This is a genomic window from Enterobacter sp. HSTU-ASh6 (assembly GCF_026319105.1).
Classification (GTDB): Bacteria; Pseudomonadota; Gammaproteobacteria; order Enterobacterales; family Enterobacteriaceae; genus Enterobacter; species Enterobacter sichuanensis.
Map to the genome: position 1 here is coordinate 81,307 of NZ_WSPD01000012.1, position 24,910 is coordinate 106,216.

The 24,910-nt window shown below is 54.5% G+C and carries 21 protein-coding genes; 12 read left to right on the forward strand and 9 right to left on the reverse strand.

The features are described from left to right. Positions 1-2: 2 nt before the first annotated feature. Genes GM298_RS15645 through GM298_RS15660 form a run of 4 tightly spaced genes read left to right on the forward strand, consistent with a single transcriptional unit; the run spans position 3 to position 3,007 of the window. Complete coding sequence (locus tag GM298_RS15645) at positions 3-701, forward strand: hypothetical protein (protein WP_262747475.1); 699 nt, start codon at positions 3-5, stop codon at positions 699-701. Further along, positions 698-1,363, forward strand: coding sequence for a hypothetical protein (locus tag GM298_RS15650; protein ID WP_262747476.1), 666 nt, complete (start codon positions 698-700; stop codon positions 1,361-1,363). The genes GM298_RS15645 and GM298_RS15650 overlap by 4 nt, the downstream gene beginning before the upstream one ends. Before the next feature lie 10 nt (positions 1,364-1,373). Further along, the gene (locus GM298_RS15655) at positions 1,374-1,631 is read left to right on the forward strand and encodes a PAAR domain-containing protein (RefSeq protein ID WP_262747477.1); all 258 of its coding nucleotides are present in this window, start codon (positions 1,374-1,376) and stop codon (positions 1,629-1,631) included. Further along, complete coding sequence (locus tag GM298_RS15660) at positions 1,631-3,007, forward strand: hypothetical protein (protein ID WP_025758161.1); 1,377 nt, start codon at positions 1,631-1,633, stop codon at positions 3,005-3,007. Before GM298_RS15655 ends, GM298_RS15660 begins: the two co-directional genes overlap by 1 nt. 314 nt (positions 3,008-3,321) lie before the next feature. Here the strand turns inward: GM298_RS15660 and ldtC are convergent, their stop codons facing one another. The 3 genes from ldtC to GM298_RS15675 all read right to left on the reverse strand — a co-directional run bounded on the left by ldtC (position 3,322) and on the right by GM298_RS15675 (position 9,105). After that, positions 3,322-4,287, reverse strand: coding sequence for a L,D-transpeptidase LdtC (ldtC, locus tag GM298_RS15665; RefSeq protein WP_266154463.1), 966 nt, complete (start codon positions 4,285-4,287; stop codon positions 3,322-3,324). A gap of 148 nt (positions 4,288-4,435) precedes the next feature. Then, a complete protein-coding gene (mfd, locus tag GM298_RS15670; RefSeq protein ID WP_266154464.1) occupies positions 4,436-7,882 on the reverse strand; it encodes a transcription-repair coupling factor in 3,447 nt (1,148 codons plus the stop codon). A 149-nt stretch (positions 7,883-8,031) separates the two neighbouring features. Continuing rightward, complete coding sequence (locus tag GM298_RS15675; protein WP_025758164.1) at positions 8,032-9,105, reverse strand: acyltransferase family protein; 1,074 nt, start codon at positions 9,103-9,105, stop codon at positions 8,032-8,034. 256 nt (positions 9,106-9,361) lie between these two features. Here GM298_RS15675 and lolC point away from each other — a divergent pair, with 256 nt between their 5' ends. Genes lolC through cobB form a run of 5 tightly spaced genes read left to right on the forward strand, consistent with a single transcriptional unit; the run spans position 9,362 to position 14,300 of the window. After that, positions 9,362-10,561 (forward strand): lipoprotein-releasing ABC transporter permease subunit LolC, encoded by a 1,200-nt coding sequence (gene lolC, locus GM298_RS15680; protein ID WP_025758165.1) that lies wholly within the window; start codon positions 9,362-9,364, stop codon positions 10,559-10,561. Further along, on the forward strand, positions 10,554-11,255 hold the full coding sequence (gene lolD / locus GM298_RS15685) for a lipoprotein-releasing ABC transporter ATP-binding protein LolD (RefSeq protein WP_045284984.1): 702 nt from the start codon (positions 10,554-10,556) through the stop codon (positions 11,253-11,255). Before lolC ends, lolD begins: the two co-directional genes overlap by 8 nt. Further along, on the forward strand, positions 11,255-12,499 hold the full coding sequence (gene lolE, locus GM298_RS15690; protein ID WP_045284983.1) for a lipoprotein-releasing ABC transporter permease subunit LolE: 1,245 nt from the start codon (positions 11,255-11,257) through the stop codon (positions 12,497-12,499). The genes lolD and lolE overlap by 1 nt, the downstream gene beginning before the upstream one ends. A gap of 53 nt (positions 12,500-12,552) precedes the next feature. Next, positions 12,553-13,464 carry an N-acetylglucosamine kinase gene (nagK, locus tag GM298_RS15695; RefSeq protein WP_095449542.1) on the forward strand — a complete coding sequence of 304 codons (912 nt, stop codon included), beginning with the start codon at positions 12,553-12,555 and terminating at the stop codon, positions 13,462-13,464. Positions 13,465-13,478: 14 nt separating this feature from the next. Then, on the forward strand, positions 13,479-14,300 hold the full coding sequence (cobB, locus tag GM298_RS15700) for a Sir2 family NAD+-dependent deacetylase (RefSeq protein ID WP_266154468.1): 822 nt from the start codon (positions 13,479-13,481) through the stop codon (positions 14,298-14,300). 45 nt (positions 14,301-14,345) lie between these two features. On the opposite strand, the gene GM298_RS15705 is transcribed toward cobB, so the two are convergent. Then, positions 14,346-16,277, reverse strand: a complete 1,932-nt coding sequence (locus GM298_RS15705) for a methyl-accepting chemotaxis protein (protein WP_266154469.1) — start codon at positions 16,275-16,277, stop codon at positions 14,346-14,348. A 237-nt stretch (positions 16,278-16,514) separates the two neighbouring features. Here GM298_RS15705 and GM298_RS15710 point away from each other — a divergent pair, with 237 nt between their 5' ends. Further along, a complete protein-coding gene (locus tag GM298_RS15710; RefSeq protein ID WP_266154470.1) occupies positions 16,515-17,744 on the forward strand; it encodes an EAL and HDOD domain-containing protein in 1,230 nt (409 codons plus the stop codon). Positions 17,745-17,791: 47 nt separating this feature from the next. Here GM298_RS15710 and potD read toward each other — a convergent pair whose 3' ends face one another. The 4 genes from potD to potA are packed head-to-tail and all read right to left on the reverse strand — an operon-like array spanning position 17,792 to position 21,600. Then, entirely contained in the window at positions 17,792-18,826 is a 1,035-nt protein-coding gene (gene potD, locus GM298_RS15715) for a spermidine/putrescine ABC transporter substrate-binding protein PotD (protein WP_266154471.1), read from the reverse strand. After that, positions 18,823-19,614 (reverse strand): spermidine/putrescine ABC transporter permease PotC, encoded by a 792-nt coding sequence (potC, locus tag GM298_RS15720; protein ID WP_008500765.1) that lies wholly within the window; start codon positions 19,612-19,614, stop codon positions 18,823-18,825. Before potC ends, potD begins: the two co-directional genes overlap by 4 nt. After that, the gene (potB, locus tag GM298_RS15725) at positions 19,611-20,468 is read right to left on the reverse strand and encodes a spermidine/putrescine ABC transporter permease PotB (protein ID WP_045284977.1); all 858 of its coding nucleotides are present in this window, start codon (positions 20,466-20,468) and stop codon (positions 19,611-19,613) included. Before potB ends, potC begins: the two co-directional genes overlap by 4 nt. After that, positions 20,452-21,600: a spermidine/putrescine ABC transporter ATP-binding protein PotA gene (potA, locus tag GM298_RS15730; RefSeq protein WP_266154490.1), complete on the reverse strand. Its 1,149-nt coding sequence runs from the start codon at positions 21,598-21,600 to the stop codon at positions 20,452-20,454. The genes potB and potA overlap by 17 nt, the downstream gene beginning before the upstream one ends. Positions 21,601-21,837: 237 nt before the next feature. On the opposite strand from potA, the gene pepT reads away from it, so the two are divergent. Beyond that, positions 21,838-23,061 (forward strand): peptidase T, encoded by a 1,224-nt coding sequence (gene pepT, locus GM298_RS15735; protein ID WP_045284975.1) that lies wholly within the window; start codon positions 21,838-21,840, stop codon positions 23,059-23,061. Between the two features lie 68 nt (positions 23,062-23,129). Beyond that, the gene (locus GM298_RS15740; protein ID WP_025758176.1) at positions 23,130-23,621 is read left to right on the forward strand and encodes an REP-associated tyrosine transposase; all 492 of its coding nucleotides are present in this window, start codon (positions 23,130-23,132) and stop codon (positions 23,619-23,621) included. A gap of 89 nt (positions 23,622-23,710) precedes the next feature. Here GM298_RS15740 and GM298_RS15745 read toward each other — a convergent pair whose 3' ends face one another. Further along, complete coding sequence (locus GM298_RS15745) at positions 23,711-24,832, reverse strand: cupin domain-containing protein (RefSeq protein WP_025758177.1); 1,122 nt, start codon at positions 24,830-24,832, stop codon at positions 23,711-23,713. Positions 24,833-24,910 lie beyond the last annotated feature (78 nt).

Sequence of the window (24,910 nt, forward strand, 5' to 3'; positions counted from 1 at the left end):
ACATGAAAGGACTATGTGTAGGAGTTATTACTATTTTCGTTTTATTTGCGGCAGCTTGTAAGGCTTCAGAACCGCCTACGCAAGTAGTTTATCGTTTTGATGATCACCGCTATCTGGAACTGAAAGGCTGGGATTGCGAAGGAGAGCTTTGGTACACCGATACGCAAAGGGCTATCCATTCTCAAGTTTATTTACAGTTTTATAGGATCTTCACCCGTAAATTTATTCATCCCTCAGAAAAATATGTGTCTATCCCTATTTGGGGGGCTGATGGCTTTAGGGTATCAAAGGATTATGGTCGAACATGGAAACTTGCACAATTTGCACCAGGGGAAAATGAACCTAACGGCGATGATTACGCGCCTTATGAGGACGTTCTTTCTTTCACCGTCGTCAACGATCAGGGGTTTTTACAGACCAAACACAGGCTGTATATGTCATCCAAACCATTTGAAGATCATCGTGTATTAGCTGGTGGTCCGGGGATTCCCTATAAGCTGGATGATGGAACAGAGCAAGTATTGGAGGCTCGCTCACCTGGTTGGGCTTGGGGGATGGTCTACATGACTAAACAGCTATTGGAACATAGTACGCAGCAGTATAAGACAAACTGGCAGGGCTTACCCAACAAGGTTCCGGACGTGAGGGGTTATACTGGCTGGGACCATATGCGCTGTAATATGGATGCGGGGCGAAAGTGATGAATTTTTTAAGAAATGTTTTGATCGTTTTTTCTGTTTTTAATTTAACAGGCTGCCTTACAATTAGTTTATCAAACACTATTAAAGATAGTAAATATTACACTGAGGAATCACTATTCGATACTGTAACTGATGTTTATGTTAGCAAAGACTCATCACATAGTATTCAGTTGGGTGGAATGAATAGTTCTTTTTTGGTACTTGATGGTTCCGCTGGATTAAAAACACTTCTTTCCTCATCATTGATGAATGTCAATGATTTATCATTAAAACAGAATGGTAAGTTCAGTCTGTATAAAGATAGCGATTATACAAAGATTTATGCGAAAATTGATGTTCTTTATTCATTCTCAAATACAGATGAGGGTGGGGGCGATGAGTTGCTTTCTAAAGTGAAATGTCAACCAAATGCGTTAAAAGAATGTGTTTTTGAAATTAGTGATTTAATGGGTGATTATAATCAAAAACCAGTTAAAGTTGAAGAGCAAAATGTCATTCGTTTACAAATGCCGCTAGTGTTAAATATGAAGAAATACACTGAGCATACGCCTCTCAGCTCTTATGCTTTAATGCTTCTTTATCCTGTCACTGTTATAGTTGATGTGGTGACTATTCCTGTTCAAATTTTTTTTATTCCATTCGGAATCGGTGGTGGTAAATAAGGATATAACTATGAAAAGCGTAATTAGACTGAATGACCCGCTGGTGAGCGGTGGAAAAGTGATTAAAGCGTCCGGCGCGGACTTTATGGGAAAACCTGTGGCCCTTAAAGACGATCTGGTGACCTGCCCTGAGCATAAAGGAACGTTCCCTATCAACGAATGCCACCCGACATGGACGATGAACGGCCGTGGCGTGGTCGTGGATGGCTGTAAAGCGGCGTGCGGCTGTGCCATTCGCTCCACACTCCCCACTGCGGGGGCTGTGTGATGAACTGGTGGCTTTACCCTAAGCAGAACGAATTTAAACATGACTTTCCCGCTATGGGTGTGTGTGTTGTCTATGTGCTCGTGGTGATTGTTTGTATTGGTATCCGGGCTGTCACCTGGCCGGGTAATAAACATGTTGATTTAAGCTTTCTTATTGATGCCGTGGTAATACCTGTCGCTGCAGTAACCTTTTTAGTACAGGCGTTCTGTATGGCGTATAACGCGAACAGACACTACATAGAAACGCGCTTATTGATTGCGGCACGGCAGGAATACAAGGTTGTCAGCTATGCCAGGAGTAACATCATCCTGGCTGGCTGGTCGATACTGACCCCGCCAAAGGCAACAAAGGAACTGGCACTGAACATGCTGAAACTGGAGGGGGAGTTTCCGCTGGCCGCCAAAATGCCGTTGAAAATTGAACTGGATAAATCATTCGATTTCACGCGGGCCGGGCAGGCTATTATCCACGTCCTGGAGCCGATGGTGGAAAAACTCTCTCGGTACAGGCAGATAGAAGCGCTTGTATGGGTGCGGGGTGGGGATGAATCCTGTAGCGATGAACTCCGGCGTGTGCTTGAACGTTCTGGGATCTCGACCAAAAAAATCACATTTTTACCTGAATGCCCGGACTATACGTTAGTCACAGAGTGGATAAAACAGACGAACGGCTACGTCGTTGAACGCCTGCTTATCTGTGTCGATTTGCATTCTGAAGAAGGGGAATGCAAGTGGATGGAGAATGCTACCGCGCTTCTCCTGACGAATTACTACGTTAAAACGGCAGGAGAAAAACCTGTTTATCTTTATCAACCTATGACGGCGGTTACTGACGTAGAAAGAGCGGTACCTGTTTATCTGCGTGCGGAGGCTGTCAGCAAACCCAAACAGATCTGGTATACCGGTTTATCGCGCACAGAGAAGTATCCGCTGCTGGAAGTGCTGGACGAAAAAAAAGTCGTACCGGATCGACTGGAACTTGAAATGTCGCTCGGTGAGCATTCTGCAGGGTATTCGTGGCTGGCGCTGGCGCTGGCATCAGATGCCGTGACGTATGCACAGGGCGACCAGTTTGTGGCGGCATCCGAACAGAAAAAGTTTTCTATAACGGCGGTATCATCCAGATTAACCCATCAGCCCGATTATCCGGCGGAAAAAATGTACACGCCACCGTGGTCTTCCGCCGGAATATCAGGAATGATGTTATTTTTCGCTGTGATATTAACTATGTGTAGCTTCAGCGATAACGAGGGTAAAGATATTTCTGGCTGGTTCCTGGTTATTCTGTTCGTAATATGTACTGGATTGTTTACAGCTGCAGGGGTATTTATTACCTGGCTACAGGGTGATAAGGCTTACCAGCACATGGGGATGTAATAATGGATGAACTAATTGCTCTCATTTTACCTTATAAAGCTGTATTTTACAGAAATCGACCATTTATATATTTCGATACGTATCCCTTCCCGACGAAAATACTATATTAATGTGTCGCGCTGAAAAATTTCACAGATTAAGTTTAAGCAGCAGCTCGTTGCCACCTCCTGCGACCCCGGGATATCCTGCCAGAAAAAAGAAAGCACCGACGATACGATCGTTCGGTGCTTTATGTACCGCCTGAATATCCGTTCAGCTTTACGTCACGCTAGCCTTAAATGAACGGACACGTGCAGGGCGTTTTTCTTTCTGAATTACAGCGACTGCTGGACGACATCGTGATGCCGGGTGACATCGGTCGGCATTCCTGAACGGGCCTCCATGGCGCGCTCCATGACGGTCCCATCGGTGTTCGCACTGGTTTTAAAGTTCACCATAGCAGCATTCAGGTTGATGGGCAGCGTCTGCGGATCGTCGCCAATGTTTTTCGACAGCGGCTGGTGAATTTCAACCAGCCGCACGCCGCCTGGCTCCTCAGAAACTTTGATCGGCGTGTTGATGATATTCACTTTGGTTCCCGGCGTAACGACGTTAAACAGCGTTTTGATGTCGTCATCGCGCAGACGAATACAGCCGGAGCTGACGCGCATGCCAATGCCAAAGTCCGCATTGGTGCCATGCAGCAGATAGACGCCACCGTAGGCCGCCAGGCGGATGGCATGGTGCCCCATCGGGTTATCCGGGCCTGCCGGCACCACGGCGGGAAGATCGATACCCTGTGCTTTATAGCGGGCACGAATGTTGGCCGTCGGGGTCCAGGTGGGGTTCGCTCGTTTATCCGACACGGTGGTGACCATCGTCGGCGTCAGGGTGTCGCCGCCCAGCTGGCCAATCCCGATAGGGTAGACGGTCACTTCCTTTTTGCCCGGTGGATAATAATAGAGACGTAACTCCGCCAGGTTTATCACGATCCCCTCCCGCGGGGCATCCGGCAGCAGAGTTTGTAACGGGATGGTCAGTACGCTGCCCGCGCGGGGGACGTACGGGTCAACGCCCGGATTGGCCTGCAGCAGCGCCAGAAAACCAACGTTATATTTTTTGGCAATCGCTTCCAGGGAACCACCGTTGTTTTCAACCACATGAAAGCGGTTTTCCCCGACCACCTTGCTGCCAGGAGGGGGAAGGGGCCAGGTGTTTGCCCGGGCGGGAAGGGCCACCGCGACGGTGGCTGCCAGCGCAAACAAGGTTATCCAGCGAGTCATACGCATAGAGATCGTCATCACCATAGTCCATATAAATGATAAGGTTATTGTTTTATAAGGGGTTAACGATAATTATGGCGAATGGGTGTGTCGGGAAGATCGGGTGAAGTGCAAAGAGTTTGTAAATTGTCCCCCCGTAACAGGACGTTAACGGGGGGAAGGGGCGTCAGGCGATCGCGTTCTCTTCCAGCTGGCGCATAAAATTACGCACCCAGTCCATCCGGGTTTTGCGCTCCGTCAGCTCCTGGGTAAATCTCAGACGCGTCGGGCCATCCAGGCGGAAATGCTGCGGCTGTTTTTGCAGCAGACCGATCAGCCACATCGGGTTAACGTGGTTCTTCTCGGCGAATTCAATCACGCCGCCTTTTTCGTTGCCTTCAAGCTTCCGAATGCCCAGCTTCTGTGCCTGTTGACGCAGACGCGCGATATCCAGCAGATTTCTCGCCGCATCGGGCAGCAGGCCAAAGCGGTCAATCAGCTCCACCTTAATCTCTTCCAGCTCGTTTTCCGTCTTCGCACTGGCGATGCGCTTATAGAACGACAGACGGGTATTCACATCCGGAATGAAATCGTCCGGCAGCAGGGAAGGCATACGCAACTCGACCTCGGTCTGCTGGCTGGTGAGATCCTCCAGCGACGGCTCGCGTCCGGCCTTCAGGGCATCGACTGCGTTCTCCAGCAGCTCCATATAGAGCGAGAAGCCGATGGTCTCCATGGAGCCGCTCTGGTCTTCCCCCAGCAGTTCACCGGCACCGCGGATCTCCAGATCGTGCGTGGCCAGCGCAAAGCCTGCCCCAAGATCTTCCAGCGAGGCGATGGCTTCCAGGCGCTTTTGCGCGTCGGTGGTCATCGCTTTCGGGTGCGGGGTCAGCAGCCAGGCGTAAGCCTGGTGGTGCGAACGTCCGACGCGGCCGCGCAGCTGGTGGAGCTGCGCCAGACCGAAGTGATCCGCGCGCTCGATAATAATCGTGTTTGCTGTCGGAATGTCGATCCCGGTTTCAATGATGGTGGTACACACCAGCACGTTAAAGCGCTGGTGGTGGAAGTCGTTCATCACCCGCTCCAGCTCGCGCTCGCGCATCTGCCCGTGACCGATGGCAATGCGCGCTTCCGGTACCAGCTCCGCCAGCCGGTCTGCCGCTTTCTGGATATTTTCCACGTCGTTGTAGAGGTAGTAGACCTGTCCCCCGCGAAGCACTTCACGCAGAATGGCCTCACGCACCACCAGATTATCGTACTCACGGACAAAGGTTTTTACCGCCAGACGGCGCGCAGGCGGCGTGGCGATAATCGACAGATCGCGCATGCCGCTCATCGCCATATTGAGCGTACGTGGAATAGGCGTCGCGGTCAGGGTCAGGATATCGACGTCGGCGCGCATCGCCTTGATCCGCTCTTTATGACGCACCCCGAAGCGGTGCTCTTCGTCGACGATCAGCAGCCCCAGATCTTTCCACTTCACGTCGCTTTGCAGCAGCTTGTGGGTGCCAATCAGAATGTCGATCTTACCTTCGCTTGCCTGTTCCAGAATCTGCGTCTGCTCTTTGGTACTGCGAAAACGCGACAGCATCTCGATGCGTACCGGCCAGTTGGCGAAGCGGTCGCGGAAGTTGTCAAAGTGCTGCTGGGCGAGCAGGGTGGTTGGCACCAGTACCGCCACCTGCTTGTTATTTTCGACCGCAAGGAAGGCGGCACGCATTGCCACTTCGGTTTTGCCGAAGCCGACGTCGCCGCACACCAGCCGATCCATTGCCAGCGGCTTGCACATATCGCTCAGCACGGCGTTAATGGCCTGTGCCTGATCCGGCGTGGTTTCAAACGGGAAACTGTCGCAGAACAGCTGATACTGCTCTTTATCATGCTTAAAGGCGAAGCCCTCTTTGGCCGCGCGTTGCGCGTAGATGTCCAGCAACTCGGCTGCCACATCGCGCACTTTTTCCGCTGCTTTCTGGCGCGCGCGCGCCCAGGCGTCACCGCCCAGTTTATGCAGCGGCGCATTCTCCTCGGCGCCCCCCGCATAGCGGCTGATCAGATGCAGGGAAGAGACCGGGACATAGAGTTTGGCGTCGTTAGCGTAGGTCAGCATCAGGTATTCACCTTTGATACCGCCCGCTTCCAGCGTCGTCATTCCCTGGTAACGACCCACGCCGTGTTCAAGGTGAACAATCGGCTGGCCCGGATGCAGCTCGGCCAGGTTGCGGATCAGCGTGTCCGGATTGATGGTCCGACGGCTGTCCTGGCGGCGACGCGCGACGCGTTCGCCCAGCAGGTCGCTTTCGCAAATCAGTGCCAGGTTGTTAAGCGTATCAATAAATCCATGCTCGGCGGCGCCGATCATCAGGTAACGACCGTTGCCGGTCGCATCGCTCAGACGCAGGATGCGCTTCGGCGCCACTTTAATGCGGCCCAGCAGCTCACCGAGCGCTTCACGGCGGCCCTCACTCTCTACGGAAAACACCACCGGGCCGGTAAAGGATTCCAGGAACTTGCGCAGATTTTCCAGCGGAGATTTCTGCTGTGCCTGAACGGCCAGATCCGGCAGCGCCTGGAAGGCGAGGTTGGTGTTGGCGGCCTTATCGGCAAGCGAGTCGGTCTTTAGCTGCACTCGCGGCCAGCGCTTCAGCTCGGCGTTGAGCTCATCAGTACGCAGCCACAGCGCTTCCGGCGGCAGAAGCGGGCGCATCGGGTCAACGCCGCGGTTTTCAAAGCGGGCGCGGGTTTCGCTTTCAAAGCGGCTCGCGCTGGCGTCGATATCGCCGGTGTTCACAATCAGCGTATTCGCCGGGAAGTAGCTGAACAGGGACGGCAGCGGCTCGTTAAAGAACAGCGGCTGCCAGTATTCGATGCCGGCAGGCAACGTGCCTTTGCTGACCTGCTGGTAAATGTGTTCGGCGTCTCGCTTCACCTCGAATTTATCGCGCCACTGGCTACGGAACAGTTCGATGGCGGTTTTGTCCGTCGGGAACTCATGCGCGGGCAATAAATTAATGGACTCGACCTCCTCCAGCGTGCGCTGGGTGTCGGCGTCAAATACCCGCAGACTGTCGATTTCATCATCGAAGAAGTCGAGACGATACGGCTGGTCGCTGCCCATCGGATAGAGGTCAAGCAACGCGCCGCGGGTCGCGTATTCCCCGTGCTCCATCACCTGATCGACGTGGCGATAACCGGCGCCGTCAAGCTGCTCGCGCAGGGCATCACGGGACAGGCGCTGGCCTTTTTTCATCACCAGCGCATGACCATGCAGATAGCTGTGCGGGCAGACGCGCTGCATCAGGGTGTTCACCGGCACAATCAGCACACCGCGCTGCATGGTCGGCAACTGATAGAGCGTCGACAGGCGCGAGGAGATGATCTCCTGATGCGGAGAGAAGCTGTCATACGGCAGCGTTTCCCAGTCGGCCAGGCTGAACACCAGGTTATCGGTGAACTGGCGAATTTCGTCGTGCAGGCGCAGGGCGTTTTGCATATCCGGGGCAACCAGGATCACCGGGCCAGGATGGCGCTCAGCAATTTCAGCCACCAGCGTGGCGCACGCCGCGCCCGTGAGTTCACCCAGCTGGCGCTGGTCGCCCGCTTTGACAGGTAAGGAATAACGATAGTGTTCAGGCATGGCTTTGTCAGAGTCTCTTATGGATATACCAACAGTATTGGGGCATATCACTGATACGCAATGTCTTTATTATCCTCGATCGTTTTACATAAGCAAATCGTAAGCGCAGGGTGGGTCTGTACGCCCCCGAGACGGGGGCGGAAAGGGGATTAACGGGTGGTTGGTGACAGCGTGAGCGTTGAGGGCGGGGAGAAGAAAATGTCCCCAAACAGGGCGGTAGAGAGTTTACGCACCCCAAGCCCGGCCAGGGTACAGATAAGCAGGCTGGCAAACGGGTAGATCAGAATCAGGGAAAGCTCTGCCCAGACCGGCCAGTATGCGGCATTCATTTCGCCAATCAGGACCAGGCTGAAGGCCTCAATGAGGATGCGATGGGTGGTATAAATCGCAATGGTGTTAGAGCCAATCACGTTCAGCAGGTTATTCGGTTGAACGGCATAGCGCTGCTCCAGGCTGTAGAACAGCTTCATGATCAGCACAATCGACAACAAGGAGAGCAGCAGCGGAACATTAGCAAACCACAGTACCACGGCGACGGCAGCGAAAGCGCCAGTTGCCAGCCAGGTGCGGCGCAGGCTTAGATTTTTCATCCATGCCATCAGCTCAGCGCCATACCACGCCCCGAGGCTGTAGTAGACCATATTGCGTACCACGCTGTTCATCCCCCACCACGGCAGCGGCAGGAAGTTGATCGCGATGCTCGCCAGCGCCAGCAGCCCCAGCACCGGCAGCTTCCAGCGGCTGAGCAGTTTACACAGCGTGAAATAGACCACCAGGGCGTACAGATACCACAGGCTGGTGCTGGCGGTGAGCATCCCCAGCACAAATCCTGAGAGCGAGTCGGCGTAGGCCGCGTTCGATGAGGTGGCAAGCTCACGCTCCGGCGCCAGCCAGGCATTCAGGTGGCTCAGCGCCTGCCACTGCAGGATGCCCCACAGGGCCAGCACCCAGATGATACTCCAGATGCGTTTGTCGAGACTGGTCCGCCAGTCCACCTCGTCAATATAACGACGAATCAGATAGCCGGAAATAAAGAAGAAGACCGGCATACGGAACGGTGCGAGATAAAGGTTAAAGTAGATCCAGCATTTGGCGAGAAGCCCGGAGAGCGGGTGTTGCAGCCCGTTCAGGTGCGGATAAAACGTGATGACCGAATGATAGATAACCACCAGGCAGATACACAGCCCTTTTATCTGGTTAATCCATAATGCTTTTTGCTTCATTGTTCGCAGCTACCTTATTGCCATAAACGAACGAGCAATTGTTCAAAAACGGAACCGGGATGTAATGGGTAACAGTCTGTATCAGGAGGTTTTTCGGAAAAGGTGGAGGTTGCGAGATGCGGTTTCAGCCATTAGTACCCTGATTTATCTGAATTTTTCGGAAAAATGATTACCAAAGCTTACGGTTTCAGTCATTTACGCTTAACGGATTCGCTTATATACTCGTGGGTCTGCTATCAGCAAACAGACGGACTTCATGTATCAACCTGTCGCACTCTTCATAGGCTTACGCTACATGCGTGGGCGCGCCGCGGACCGCTTCGGTCGCTTTGTCTCCTGGCTTTCGACTATTGGCATTACGCTTGGCGTGATGGCACTGGTGACGGTGCTTTCCGTCATGAATGGCTTTGAGCGCGAGCTGCAAAACAACATCCTGGGGCTGATGCCGCAGGCCGTTCTCTCATCCACTCACGGTTCGGTTAACCCACAACAGCTGCCGGAAAGCGCGGCGAAGTTACAGGGTGTCACGCGCGTTGCGCCACTGACGACCGGCGACGTGGTGCTGCAAAGCGCCCGCAGCGTGGCGGTCGGCGTGATGCTGGGGATTGACCCGGCGCAAAACGATCCGCTGACGCCATACCTGGTTAACGTGAAGCAGACCGATCTGCAAGCGGGAAAATACAACGTGATTCTCGGTGAACAGCTTGCTGGCCAGCTCGGCGTCAACCGCGGCGACCAGCTGCGCGTGATGGTGCCTTCGGCCAGCCAGTTTACGCCGATGGGGCGCCTGCCAAGCCAGCGCCTGTTCACCGTGGTTGGCACTTTTGCGGCCAACAGTGAAGTCGATGGTTATCAGATGCTGGTTAACATCCAGGACGCGTCACGCCTGATGCGCTACCCGGCCGGGAATATCACCGGCTGGCGTCTGTGGCTCGACGCGCCGCTGAAAGTCGATACCCTCAGCCAGCAAAAGCTGCCGGACGGCACGAAATGGCAGGACTGGCGCGAGCGTAAGGGCGAGCTGTTCCAGGCCGTGCGCATGGAAAAAAACATGATGGGGCTGCTGCTGAGCCTGATCGTGGCCGTGGCTGCCTTTAACATCATCACCTCGCTGGGGCTGATGGTGATGGAAAAGCAGGGCGAAGTCGCCATTCTGCAAACCCAGGGGCTCACGCCGCGCCAGATCATGGCGGTCTTTATGGTGCAGGGCGCCAGCGCCGGGATCATCGGCGCGCTGCTCGGTGCTGTGCTGGGTGCGCTGCTTGCCAGTCAGCTAAATAACTTAATGCCGATCATCGGTGCATTGCTCGATGGTGCGGCGCTGCCGGTGGCTATCGAGCCGCTGCAGGTGATCGGTATTGCGCTGGCCGCGATGGCCATTGCGCTGCTTTCTACGCTTTATCCTTCCTGGCGCGCTGCCGCCACTCAACCCGCTGAGGCTTTACGTTATGAATAAGATCCTGTTGCAATGCGACAACCTGTCCAAACGCTATCAGGAAGGCTCTGTGCAGACTGACGTGCTGCACAATGTGAGCTTCAGCGTGGGTGAAGGCGAGATGATGGCGATTGTCGGCAGCTCCGGCTCCGGTAAAAGTACCTTATTACATCTGCTGGGCGGGCTGGACACGCCGACCAGCGGCGACGTGATTTTCTCCGGCCAGCCGATGAGCAAGATGTCTTCCGCGGCGAAAGCGGACCTGCGTAACCGCGAGCTGGGCTTTATCTACCAGTTCCACCACCTGCTGCCGGATTTCACGGCGCTGGAAAACGTGGCGATGCCGCTGCTGATTGGTAAAAAGAAACCGGCAGAAATTAATGCCCGTGCCAGCGACATGCTGAAAGCGGTAGGGCTGGGCCATCGCGGTAACCACCGTCCGTCGGAGCTCTCCGGCGGTGAGCGTCAGCGTGTAGCCATTGCCCGTGCGCTGGTGAACAACCCGCGTCTGGTGCTGGCGGATGAGCCTACCGGTAACCTCGATGCGCGTAACGCGGACAGTATTTTCCAGCTTCTCGGCGAGCTGAACGCCTCGCAGGGCACTGCGTTTCTGGTGGTCACCCATGACCTGCAGCTGGCAAAACGCATGGGACGTCAGCTTGAGATGCGCGACGGCCATCTGAACGCGGAACTGACCCTGATGGGAGCAGAGTAATGGCGTCACCGTTATCGTTACTCATCGGTTTACGTTTTAGCCGCGGTCGCCGTCGTGGCGGCATGGTGTCGCTGATCTCCGTTATCTCGACCATCGGTATTGCGCTGGGCGTGGCAGTGCTGATTGTGGGCCTGAGCGCCATGAACGGCTTTGAGCGCGAGCTGAATAACCGCATTCTGGCGGTCGTGCCGCATGGGGAGATCGAGCCGGTTAACCAGCCGTGGACAAACTGGAACGATGCGCTTACCAAAGTCGAAAAAGTGCCAGGCATTGCCGCGGCTGCGCCCTACATTAACTTTACCGGGCTGGTGGAGAGCGGGGTAAACCTGCGCGCCATTCAGGTGAAAGGGGTCAATCCCGCTCAGGAAGCGCGTCTCAGCGCGCTGCCGAACTATGTGCAGAACGGCGCGTGGGCCAACTTCAAGGCTGGCGAGCAGCAGATCATCATGGGTAAAGGCGTTGCCGATGCCCTGAAGGTGAAGCAGGGCGACTGGGTGTCGATCATGATCCCGAACGCCAGCGCCGATCATAAATTGCAGCAGCCTAAACGCGTGCGCCTGCACGTCACCGGTATTCTTCAGCTGAGCGGTCAGCTTGACCATAGCTTTGCAATGGTACCGATGGAGGATGCGCGCCAGTATCTCGATATGGGCGACAGCGTGACGGGCATTGCCATCAAGGTTAACGACGTCTTTAACGCCAACAAACTGGTGCGCGATGCGGGCAGCGTGACCAATAACTATGTCTACATCAAGAGCTGGATCGGCACGTACGGCTATATGTACCGTGATATCCAGATGATCCGCGCCATCATGTATCTGGCGATGGTGCTGGTGATTGGGGTGGCGTGCTTTAATATCGTCTCGACGCTGGTGATGGCGGTCAAAGACAAGAGCGGTGACATTGCCGTGCTGCGTACACTGGGGGCAAAAGACGGTCTTATTCGCGCCATTTTTGTCTGGTACGGTTTGCTGGCGGGGCTGCTCGGCAGCGTGTGCGGCGTGGTGATTGGCGTGGTGGTTTCCCTGCAGCTGACGCCAATTATCAATGGCATAGAAAAGCTGATTGGTCACCAGTTCCTGTCGGGTGATATCTATTTTATTGACTTCCTGCCGTCTGAACTGCACTGGCTGGACGTTTTTTATGTGCTGGTTACAGCACTTTTACTGAGTCTGCTGGCAAGCTGGTACCCGGCGCGTCGCGCAAGCCGAATTGATCCGGCGAGGGTATTAAGTGGCCAGTAATTTCGTCATGATCTAGCGGCTTTCAGGCCGCCAGGTTGAAAGAGGAATGCGTTATGTATTACGGATTTGATATTGGCGGCACCAAGATTGCGCTCGGCGTATTTGATAAAGACCTCAAACTGCAGTGGGAAACCCGCGTTCCCACGCCGCGCGACAGCTACGACGAATTTTTAACCGCCATTGCCGCGCTGGTGGCCCAGGCCGATGAACGCTTTGGCGTGAAAGGCAGCGTTGGCATTGGTATTCCGGGGATGCCCGAAACCGACGACGGCACGCTGTATGCCGCCAATGTGCCTGCCGCCAGCGGTAAACCGCTGCGCGCCGATCTCTCCGCTCTCCTTGAACGCGACGTGCGTTTAGACAACGATGCCAACTGCTTTGCGCTCTCTGAAGCCTGGGATGATGAATTCCGTCGCTATCCGCTGGTGATGGGGCTGATCCTCGGTACCGGCGTGGGCGGGGGGATTGTCATCAATGGGAAGCCCATCACTGGCCGCAGTTACATCACCGGCGAGTTTGGTCATATCCGCCTGCCGGTGGACGCGCTGGAGGTGGTGGGCCGTGATTTTCCGCTAACCCGCTGCGGCTGCGGCCAGCACGGCTGTATTGAGAACTACCTGTCAGGTCGCGGGTTTGCATGGCTTTACGAACACTTCTATCATCAGAAACTTGAAGCCCCTCAAATCATTAGCCTGTGGGAGCAAGGGGATGCGCAGGCGCGTGAGCACGTCGAGCGCTATCTGGATCTGCTGGCGGTATGTCTGGGAAATATTCTCACCATCGTCGACCCGGATCTGCTGGTGATTGGGGGAGGGCTTTCAAACTTTACCGCGATTACGGAACGGTTGTCCGGGCGTTTGCCCCGACATTTATTGCCGGTTGCCCGCGTGCCGCGTATCGAACGTGCGCGACACGGGGACGCAGGAGGCATGCGCGGAGCCGCATTCCTTCATCTCACCGATTAGTTTACGAGGTTTCTATGCTGTCGCGTCGCCAGGGTCGACTCAGCCGTTTTCGCAAAAACAAACGCCGCTTACGTGAGCGCTTGCGCCAGCGGATCTTTTTCAGAGACAGAATAATGCCAGAAGCGATGGATAAACCCAGAGTGGTGGTGCTGACCGGAGCGGGGATCTCCGCGGAGTCAGGAATTCGAACCTTCCGTGCGGCGGATGGGTTGTGGGAAGAGCACCGCGTGGAGGATGTGGCCACGCCGGAAGGTTTTGCCCGCGATCCGGACCTCGTGCAGGCGTTTTACAACGCCCGTCGTCGCCAGCTTCTCCAGCCAGAGATTACCCCGAATGCGGCGCATCTGGCGCTGGCAAAGCTGGAGGAGGCGCTGGGCGATCGTTTTCTGCTGGTGACGCAGAATATCGATAACCTGCATGAGCGGGCCGGTAACAGGAACATCATCCATATGCACGGTGAGCTGCTCAAAGTTCGCTGTGCATGGAGCGGTCAGGTGCTGGACTGGAAAGAGGACGTGCTGCCAGAGGATAAATGCCACTGCTGCCAGTTCCCGTCACGCCTGCGTCCGCACGTCGTCTGGTTTGGCGAGATGCCGCTGGGCATGGATGAGATCTACAGCGCGCTGGCGATGGCCGACGTATTTATCGCCATCGGCACATCCGGTCATGTTTATCCGGCGGCGGGATTCGTTCACGAAGCGCGACTGCACGGTGCGCATACGGTGGAACTCAACCTTGAGCCAAGCCAGGTGGGCAGCGAGTTTGAAGAGAAGCACTACGGCCTGGCCAGTGCCGTCGTCCCGGCGTTTGTCGACAAGCTGTTGAAAGGGCTGTAACGGCAATCGTGTGAAAAGGCACCCGTCCTGCGGGTGCCTTATTTTTTATGAATGAAAGAACGCCAGCGTCTTCTCCAGCGATTTAGCCTGCTCATCCAGCGACAGCGCCGCCGCAGAGATCTGCTGAACCAGAGAGGCGTTCTGCTGGGTTGTGCTGTCCATCTGGTTAACGGCGGTGCTGACCTGGCTAATCCCCCGATTCTGTTCGTCCAGCGCCTGAACAATATCGTTGATAACCAGATGCACGTGCGATACCGCCTCAATCACCTGTTTCATCATCGCACCGGTTTCATTGACCAGTGCGACGCCTTTGCTGACGCGACCTGAGGACTCGGCAATCAGCTGAGAGATCTCTTTTGCCGCGTTAGCGCTTCGCTGAGCCAGATTGCGGACTTCACCTGCCACCACTGCAAAACCGCGTCCCTGTTCGCCAGCCCGTGCTGCTTCAACGGCCGCATTCAGCGCCAGGATATTAGTCTGGAAGGCGATACCATCCACGATGCTGTTAATCTCACCGATCTTACGTGCACTCTCAACAATCTCCCCGATCACAACGACCACGTCGTTCACCAGCGTTTCGCCATGTCCGGCGAGCGTCGCGGCGCGATCGGTCAGCGTGGTCGCCTTGTGCGCATTGTCGGCATTATTCTTCACCGTGACCGAAATCTCTTCCATACTGGCAGCCGTTTCAACAATAGCTGCTGCCTGCTCTTCGGTACGCGAGGCGAGGTCAAGATTGCCCGCCGAAATTTCGCTGGTGCCACCGTGTACGGAATGGCTGGCTTCGCTGATATTGTCGACGATGCGCTTGAGCTGCATCTGCATGGTATGCAGGGCATAAAAAATACTTTCGGTATCCCCGGAACGCACCGGGATAGTGTTATTCAGATCCCCGCGGGCGACAGCCAGGGCGATCCCGGCCGCCTCCGAAGGTTCACCCCCCACCGGGCGGTCAACTTTACGGGTAAAGATTTGGGCCATCACCAGGCTAACCGCAACGATGCTTAACACCATCAGGACGATAGCTTTCAGTAAAAATGCGCGCGCTTCGGCCATCACTTCGCTGACCGGCGTGACAATGGCGAGTTTCCATGGCGTCTGGCTGTTACCGACGGCGATCGCCTGCCAGGTGATAAACACCTCCTCTTTCAGCAGCGGATCGTTTATCCGGATAACCTCATGACCGGCAATTTTGCCCGCGTAAGGCTTGCCTGCAGCACGTTTGTCCGGGCTGGACACCACGTTGTTACCTGCTGAAAGGAGCAGGGCGTAGCCGGTGCCATTCCACGGTTTAATCGCCCCAATCATGGCTTGCAGGGTGGCAAGGGAGAAGTCAGAGGTAACCGAACCCAGGAACTGACCGTCACGCATGATGGGCGCGGCAATTGAGGTGAGCATCACGTCTACGCCGTTGTAGGGGTAAATATAGGGCTCGATGATCACGTCTTTATGCCGTTGCTTCGGCAGCAGATAGTAATCCCCGCTGCCGGGCGTTTCGAAATCCGTCAGCAGGTGCAATGCCGGTTTGCCGGTGGCGTCGCGGTCGACATAGCGGGCGTAGCGCCCGGCAGGATCTTCACCGCTTTGACCGGCAAATGTCGTGTCTTTATCGTCGAACGCGTTGGGCTCAAAGGCCATCGACATAGAAAGAAACTGGGGATGAGCTGAGAGGTAATGGATAAGCAACTGGTTGAGACTCTGGCGATCGGCTATCCCCGCATCGCGCAGCGCCAGGGCGCTGTTGCCCATGTCCCGGGCGGCAGCCAGGGCGGCGTCCAGCTGTTTACCAACCTGTAAAGACTGTACTTCGGCGATTTGACGGATATGTTTTTTGGCCAGAATTTCCTGCTGTGCCATCCACTGCCACATCATAAACCCGATCGTTGCCGTAAAGCCCACCGTCACGGTAAGGAAAATGGACAATAGCATCAACGTCTTGACGCTTATTTTTCGTTTTCGGACCATGGCGTTTTTCATTCTCATCTCCCGTAATGTTGTGCATGTCGGGCAGGCACATATGACTTATCGGATATTTTCTCCTTTTTCTGTAGAGCACCGGGTATATTTAATTTAAATTGCCGGATATTAAATCCGGTTAATTAGTGTGGATGCTTTTATTTTGTGCATTAAATCAAAATAGCACTCGATAATGCTCGTTATAGTCGTGTAGAAAGAGGATGCTAATAAATATTAAGTTGTAGAGGAGGATGGGATATGTACGGATTTATTGCGCGACAACCCATTTTTAACCCAGAGATGAAAACGGTGGCCTATGAGCTGCTCTTCAGAGACGGGATGACAAACCGTTTTCCGGATGTGTCGGCGGAGTATGCCACCTCCAGAATGATTTCCGACCAGTTCTTATGTGTGCCTTCTCAGCGCATCGCCGGGACACATACGTCGTTTATCAACTTCCCTTCACGCATGGTCATTGACCGCAGTGGTGAAGCGCTCGATAAAGAGCATGTGGTTATTGAGATCCTGGAGGATGCTGTGCCGGGGGATGAACTCTTGCAGGCCGTTAAGGAGATGAACGCGCAAGGTTATCAGTTTGCGCTTGATGATTTCACCCTTGCACCTGAATGGGATGTTTTTTTACCTTATATTTCCATCCTGAAATTCGATGTCAGAAATTACACCTTAGCGCAAATTAAAACGTATCTGAAAGAGCGTAAACATCTGACCGGACATATTAAATATCTCGCTGAAAAAATTGAGACTAAAGAGGAATTCAAACAATACAGGGAAGAGGGCTTTTCTCTGTTTCAGGGGTATTTTTTCTGCCGTCCGGAGGTCATTAAATATAAACGGTTGTCGCAAAATCAGCTGGCGATTTTCCGTCTGCAAATGGAAGTGGGTCGCAATAAACCTGATTTTCGCATCATCGAGTCGTTGATTAAAACCGACCTGACGCTCTCCTGGAAAATCATGCGCTACATGAAACACACCGCATTTAAACATATCGGTGCCTGTAATTTCAGTAAGTTGACGCTGAGTGAGGTGCTGAGATACCTCGGAGAAAACCAGCTAAGACGGTTTGTTGCCGTCGTGGTCCTGGCGAGTGCAGGGAATGACACTGTCAGCGAGCTCTACCCCTTGAGTATGATGCGCGGGAAGTTCTGCGAACTGATCGCACAGACGATGAACGAGCCGACGCTGGCTGAAAATGCGTTTATGTGTGGTCTGTTTTCACTGCTCGATACCCTCCTTGAGCTGCCGATGGCAGAGTTGATGAAGCAAATTGCGGTGCCGCAGAATGTGAGCAATGCGTTGTGCCATCAGGAGGGACAGTTAGCCGATATGGTTACGCTTTGCCGTTGCTACGAACAGCAACAATGGGAGAAGGCGGCCACGGTCCGTGAGGCGCTGGGTTTGTCGGATGAGGCGGTAGTTGAGGCGATGAGAAAAGCGACCCTCTGGGCTGGGGAGAATGCGGTCAGTTAATCCTTCCTCACGCCGTGCAGGCGGCGCGAGGAAGAACGCGATACCGTTTATCGGCCCGCTTTTAATTTCTGGTAATACTCTTCGTAGAGGCGGCTGGCGTCGCCGACATCATTCTGCCACTCCCCTTTGCTGATGGTCTGGGCATTCGGATAAAGCGATTTATCGTTCGCCACCTCAGGCTTAAGCAGCTTGCGCGCAGCCAGGTTGGGTGTTGGGTAGCCAATCGTCTCAGCAACCTGTTTCGCCACGTCCGGACGCAGCAGGAAGTTAATCAGCTTTAGCGCACCGTCCACGTTTTTGGCATTGGCCGGGATAGCGAGGCTATCCATCCAGAAGATCCCGCCTTCCTTCGGCCAGACCACCTCAAGCGGCGTGCCAGCCTGACGGGCGACAAAGGCAGAGCCGTTCCAGACCATCCCCAGATTCACTTCGCCTTCCATATACGGGTTTGCCGGGTTATCAGAGTTGAATGCCGCCACGTTAGGCATCAGCTTTTTCAGCTCGTTATACGCCGCTTCGATCTCTTTCGGATCCGTCGTGTTGCCTGAATAACCCAGCTTGCGCAGCGCCACCTGGAACACTTCGCGCGCATCATCGGTTAACAACAGGCTGCCTTTGTATTCTGGTTTCCACAGATCGGCCCAGCTTGTCACTGTTTTCGGATCGACGGCATCGCTGTTCACGCCAATCGCGGTCGCACCCCAGATATACGGAATAGAGTAGTCGTTATTGGGATCAAACGGTTTGTTAAGCATCTCCGGATCGAGATTTGAAAAATTGGTTAGCTTTGTTTTATCGATCTTCTGAATCATGCCCTCTTTGCGCATTTTGTCGACAAAGTAGGTGGAAGGCACGACCAGATCGTACGCGCCGTCCTTGTAGGTTTTCAGCTTGGCGTACATGGTTTCATTCGACTCATAGGTCGAGTAGATAACCTTGATGCCCGTCTCCTTCGTAAACTGCTCCAGAAGTCCCGGCGGCACATACTCGGTCCAGTTATAGAAGTAGAGCGTTTTGCTGTCATCAGCATGCGCGGCACCCATGCCAAGCACCAGCGCCGCAGCGGCGAGCATTTTTTTCATTTCATTGTCCCCTGAGATTTTGTTTTATCACGAGCAATAACCTGGCTGGCGATCACCAGAACCAGCGAAAACACCAGCAGAATGGTCGCCAGCGCGTTCACCTCAGGTGAAACGCCGACTTTCACCATCGAATAAATTTTCAACGGCAGAATTTCATAGCTCGGCCCGGTCACGAAGGAGGAGACCACCACGTCATCCATCGACAGGGTAAAGCTAAGCAGCCATCCCGCGGCAACAGCAGGCATCGCCAGCGGCAGGATGATTTTGCGCAGGATAGTCATCTCGCTGGCGCCCAGATCCTTCGCCGCCTCCAGCATACGCACGTCGAACCCTTTCAGGCGTGCAAAGACCGTCACCACCACAAACGGCAGGCAGAAGGTGATATGTGAAAACAGCAGTGACCAGAAGCCAAGCTGAACGCCCAAAAGCATAAACAGCACCAGCAGCGAAATCGCCATCACGATGTCCGGGGACATCATCACCACAAACAGCATACCGCTGACAAACGGTTTTCCGCGGAATCGGTAGCGATACAACGCCACGGCGGTGAGCGAACCAATCAGCGTGGCGAAGGTGGCGGAGAAGATCGCCATCGTCAGCGAGTGCTGCGCGGCCTGCAGCAGGCTGTCGTTATTCATCAGCAGGCTGTACCAGTCGGTGGTGAAGCCCTGCCAGTTGATCCCAAAACGCGAGCTGTTAAATGAGTTCACGATCAAAATGATAATCGGGATATACAGGTATGCATAAATGGCGGTCATAAAACCGCCGCGAAGCAGTCGACCGATCATTCGAGTTCCACCTTCTTGTTCAGCAGTCGTGAAGCGCGCCAGTAGACCAGCAGCATCAGACCCATCACCACTGTTAGCGTTATGCTGGTGGCAGAGCCGAACGGCCAGTCGCGAATATTCAGGAACTGGCTCTTGATGACATTACCAATCAGCAGGTTTTTCGCGCCGCCCATCAGGTCAGACACGTAGAAAAGCCCCATCGCCGGAAGCATCACCAGCAGACAACCCGCGATAATGCCAGGCATCGTCAGCGGGATGATAATGCGGATAAAAGTCTGCAGCTTATTCGCCCCCAGATCTTTTGCCGCTTCCAGCAGCGGTTTATCCAGCTTCTCAATACTGGAGTAGAGCGGCATCACCATAAACGGCAGCAGGATATAGACCAGACCGATAATGACCGCGCCAGGCGTAAACATGATGCGGATCGGGGTATCAATTACCCCCAGCCACAGCAGAAACGCGTTGAGATAGCCTTTGGTACTGAGGAAAATTTTCAGCCCGTAGATGCGAATGAGTGAGTTGGTCCAGAACGGCACAATCAGCAAAAACAGGAGCAGCGGGCGCACCTTTTGCGGCAGACCCGCGAGGAACCATGCGAAAGGATAACCCAGCACCAGGCAGGCAATCGTGGCGATCAGCGCCATATTGAGCGAGTGCAGCAGCACGTCAAAATAGAGCGGATCGAGCAGGCGCGCGTAGTTGTCCAGCGTAAAGACCAGCGAAACGAAGCTAGCGTCATCGCGGGTCAGGAAGCTGGTGGCGATGATCATCAGGTTGGGTAAAAAGACAAACAACACAAGCCAACCGACGATCGTGGCAATCACCACATTCTGGAACTTACTTGTGTTCTTCATCAGCCAGCACAACCTCCCAGCTTTCTACCCAGTTGATAACCATTTTCTGGTCGAGAGAGTGGTCGAAGTCCGGGTCGTCCTCGTTAAAGAACTCACTGACTATCACCATTTTGCCGTTCTCCAGTTCAACGACGGATTCCAGCGTCATCCCTTTGTAGTTGCGCTCGCGGATATAGCCGATGAGCCCTTCGGCCTCAGTGTTGCCGTGAATTTCGTCAACGCGCAGATCTTCCGGGCGCAGCAGAACGTTGAGCTTTTGCCCCTTCTCGACGGGGAAATTTACGGTGATGTTGCACTCGCGACCTTCAACGCTGGCCCGCACGCGCTGGTCATCCAGACGTTCAATCACCGTGGCGTTAAAGATATTGATCTCACCAATGAAGCTTGCGACAAACAGGTTCTTCGGCTCTTCGTAGATTTCACGCGGCGTGCCGTCCTGCTCGATTTTGCCGTCACGCATCACCACGATACGGTCGGACATGGTCAGGGCCTCTTCCTGGTCGTGAGTGACGAAGACAAAGGTAATGCCGAGCTTACGCTGCAGGGCCTTAAGTTCGTTCTGCATCTGCTTGCGCAGTTTGTAATCCAGCGCCGAGAGGGACTCATCCAGCAGAAGCAGGCGAGGTTTATTGACCACGGCGCGGGCGATGGCCACACGCTGCTGCTGACCACCGGAAAGCTGATGCGGTTTACGCTTAGCAAACGTCTCAAGCTGCACCATGCGCAGGGCGTCGGTGACGCGCGGTTCTATCTCGTTCGCCGGGGTTTTTTGCATCCGCAGGCCAAACGCCACGTTCTCAAACACCGTCATGTGCGGGAACAGGGCATAGCTTTGAAAGACCGTGTTGACGTGACGATCTTCGGCGGGAACCCGCGTAATGTCCTGGTTTTCAAGAAGGATTTGACCGTTATCGACGCTTTCCAGCCCGGCGATAAGGCGCAGTACGGTGGTTTTGCCGCAGCCAGAGGGGCCAAGCAGCGTAAGAAACTCACCGTCATTGATGGTGAGATTGAGGTCGGAAATAACGTCTTTACCATCAAAACTTTTACGAATTCGTTCCAGTTGCACCAGCGGCGCACGTGAACGGGATTGTGTATTCAATTTTTGCGCTGTCCCATATAGACGCCTCAGGCAGCAGACTGAAGCGGGGTTTGTGTGTAACCACCTTGGTGACTCGTAATGAGGGCGGACATTCTACGGCAATCCCCCGCAATCGCCAATCCTTGTCACTGATTCATAAGCTACATTTACTGACGTGTAACGATATAAACGGAAAATATTCTCGTTTGCGGGATAAAAGTGACCTGACGCAATATTTGCGTTTTGATGCTTATTGATAATGTTGTCACAAAAAGTGAGGGTGACTGCATGGATAAATTACTTGAGCGTTTTTTACAGTACGTTTCGCTGGATACCCAATCTAAACCGGGTGTCCGCCAGGTGCCGAGCACCGAAGGCCAGTGGAAGCTATTAAACCTGCTTAAAGAGCAGCTTGACGCCATGGGGCTGGTCAACGTCACGTTAAGCGAAAAAGGCACTGTGATGGCAACGCTGCCGGCGAATGTCCCGGGTGACATTCCCGCGATTGGCTTTATCTCCCATGTCGACACCTCTCCGGACTTTAGCGGTAAACATGTGAACCCGCAGATTGTTGAAAACTACCGTGGCGGCGACATTGCGCTGGGGATCGGTGACGAGGTACTTTCCCCGGTGATGTTCCCGGTGCTGCACCAGCTGCTGGGTCAGACGCTGATCACCACCGACGGGAAAACGCTGCTGGGGGCGGATGACAAGGCCGGTATCGCGGAAATCATGACGGCGCTGGCGGTACTGAAGGAAAAAAATATCCCCCACGGGGATATCCGGGTGGCTTTTACTCCGGACGAAGAGGTCGGTAAAGGCGCAAAACATTTCGACGTGGAAGCCTTCAACGCGCAGTGGGCGTATACCGTTGATGGCGGCGGCGTTGGTGAACTGGAGTATGAAAACTTCAACGCCGCGTCCGTGACGATCAAAATTGTCGGCAACAATGTTCACCCCGGTTCGGCGAAAGGCGTCATGGTGAACGCGCTGTCGCTGGCCTCCAGAATTCATGCGGAAGTCCCGGCGGATGAGAGCCCTGAACAGACGGAAGGGTATGAAGGGTTCTATCACCTGACCAGCATCAAAGGCACCGTGGACAGCGCCCAGATGCACTACATCATCCGCGATTTTGATCGCAAAGCCTTTGAGGCGCGCAAGCGCAAGATGATGGAGATCGCCAAAAAGGTCGGGAAGGGCTTACACCCTGACTGCTATATCGAGCTCATCATCGAAGACAGTTATTACAATATGCGTGAGAAGGTGATGGCCCATCCGCATATTCTTGATATTGCCCAGCAGGCCATGCGTGACTGCGATATTGAACCGGTATTAAAACCGATTCGTGGCGGTACCGACGGTTCTCAGTTGTCGTTTATGGGACTGCCGTGCCCGAACCTGTTTACCGGTGGCTACAACTATCACGGTAAACATGAGTTCGTCACGCTGGAAGGGATGGAAAAAGCGGTGAAGGTGATTGTGCGGATCGCGGAGTTAACCGCGAAGCGGTAGTCGCGTTTTGCTGAAAGTATGCCGGGTAAGGCGAAGCCGCCACCCGGCATTGAGGCAAAGGAGTGCCTATGTCAAACTATCGTCGCCATTACGTCCCCGGTGGCACCTGGTTTTTCACCGTCAACCTGCAAAACCGTCAGAGCGATTTGCTTACCCGCCATATCGATAGCCTGCGTTCCGCCACTTCAATGGTTAAACGTGCGAAGCCCTTCACCATAAACGCCTGGGTTATTTTGCCTGAACATATGCACTGTATCTGGACCCTACCAGAAGGAGACAGTGATTTTTCCGCCCGCTGGCGCGACATCAAAAAGACTTTTAGCCGCAACATTGACATGCGCTACATCTGGCAACCACGCTTCTGGGAGCACACCATTCGTAACGAAGAGGACTACCGGCGGCATGTGGATTACATCTACATCAATCCTGTAAAACACGGTTATGTCAGTAAGGTCAGCGACTGGCCGTATTCAACATTTCATCGTGACGTTCGGGAAGGCGTGTATCCGGTGGATTGGGCGGGAGAGATCGAGCATTTTGCGGCGGGGGAGCGGAAGTAAAAAGCCGGGTGGCGGCTGCGCCTTACCCGGCCTACAAAACCCACGATCGTAGGCCCGGTAAGCGAAGCGCCACCGGGCGTTATGGCGACTCAGTCCTCAAAGAACCAGTACCCGCTGTTGACCAGCGCAGCCAGCATCGCGAGGAAGGACGGGTCCTCCAGCGCGTCGCCAAAGGTCTCGGCGGTCAACACCAGATGGCTGGCAATGGCATCCAGCGCCGGACGGTGCGGGGAGTCCAGCTTCTCACCGTTGACGAAGACATCCTCACCAATGCGCAGCACGCGCAATCCGCCCAGACGTACCAGCTTGTCGCCCTGCTGAAGGGCATCATAAATTTCGTCGGCCTGATACGGCGGCTCTGGCGGCGCAACGTCCAGCTCATGACGAGACTGGCTGATAAACTCACCAAACCACTGTCTGAAATGTTCCGGCTCGTTGATCAGATCCAGCATCATGCCGCGCAACTTATCGAGCTCCGCAGGCAGGATGTCTGCCGGATGCTCGCGCGCAGGCACATCCGGATCGCTATAACGATAGCTGCCCAGCTCGCGTTGCAGAACGTAATCGGCAAACCCGCTGATCATCTCGCGGCCGCTGGGTGCGCGGAACCCGACGGAGTAGTTAAGTGAGTTTTCCAGGGAATAACCTTCATGAGGGAATCCTGGCGGAATGTAGAGAATATCTCCCGGCTCCAGCTCTTCGTCGATAATCCCTTCAAACGGATCAACCTGAAGCAGGTCCGGATGCGGGCAGTGCTGCTTCATGGGCACTTTTTCGCCCACTCGCCAGCGGCGGCGGCCCGTCCCCTGAATGATAAACACGTCGTACTGGTCCAGATGCGGACCCACGCCGCCGCCCGGCACCGAGAAGGAGATCATCAGATCGTCCATGCGCCAGTCGGGCAGGGCACGGAACGGACGCATTAATGCGGCCGTCGGCTCGTGCCAGTGGTTGACCGCCTGCACCAGCAGCGACCAGTTGTTTTCGCCGAGATGATCGTAGCTTTCGAAAGGACCGTGGCTGACCTGCCATTTCCCGTCCTGGTGGCTGACCAGGCGGCTGTCGACTTCGTTTTCCATAGCCAGACCGGCCAGCTCATCAGGGGAGATAGGGTCGACAAAATTGCTGAACCCGCGTTTAAGAACCACCGGGCGTTTTTGCCAGTAGCGTTCAATAAACTCGGGCCAGTTAAGTGTTAAGTGATAATCCATATTTTTTTATTCCGCAGGCTCTTACTGACTCGGATTATAACGGAAGCTCAGCCCCCCGGCTGCGAGATCCTCGCATTT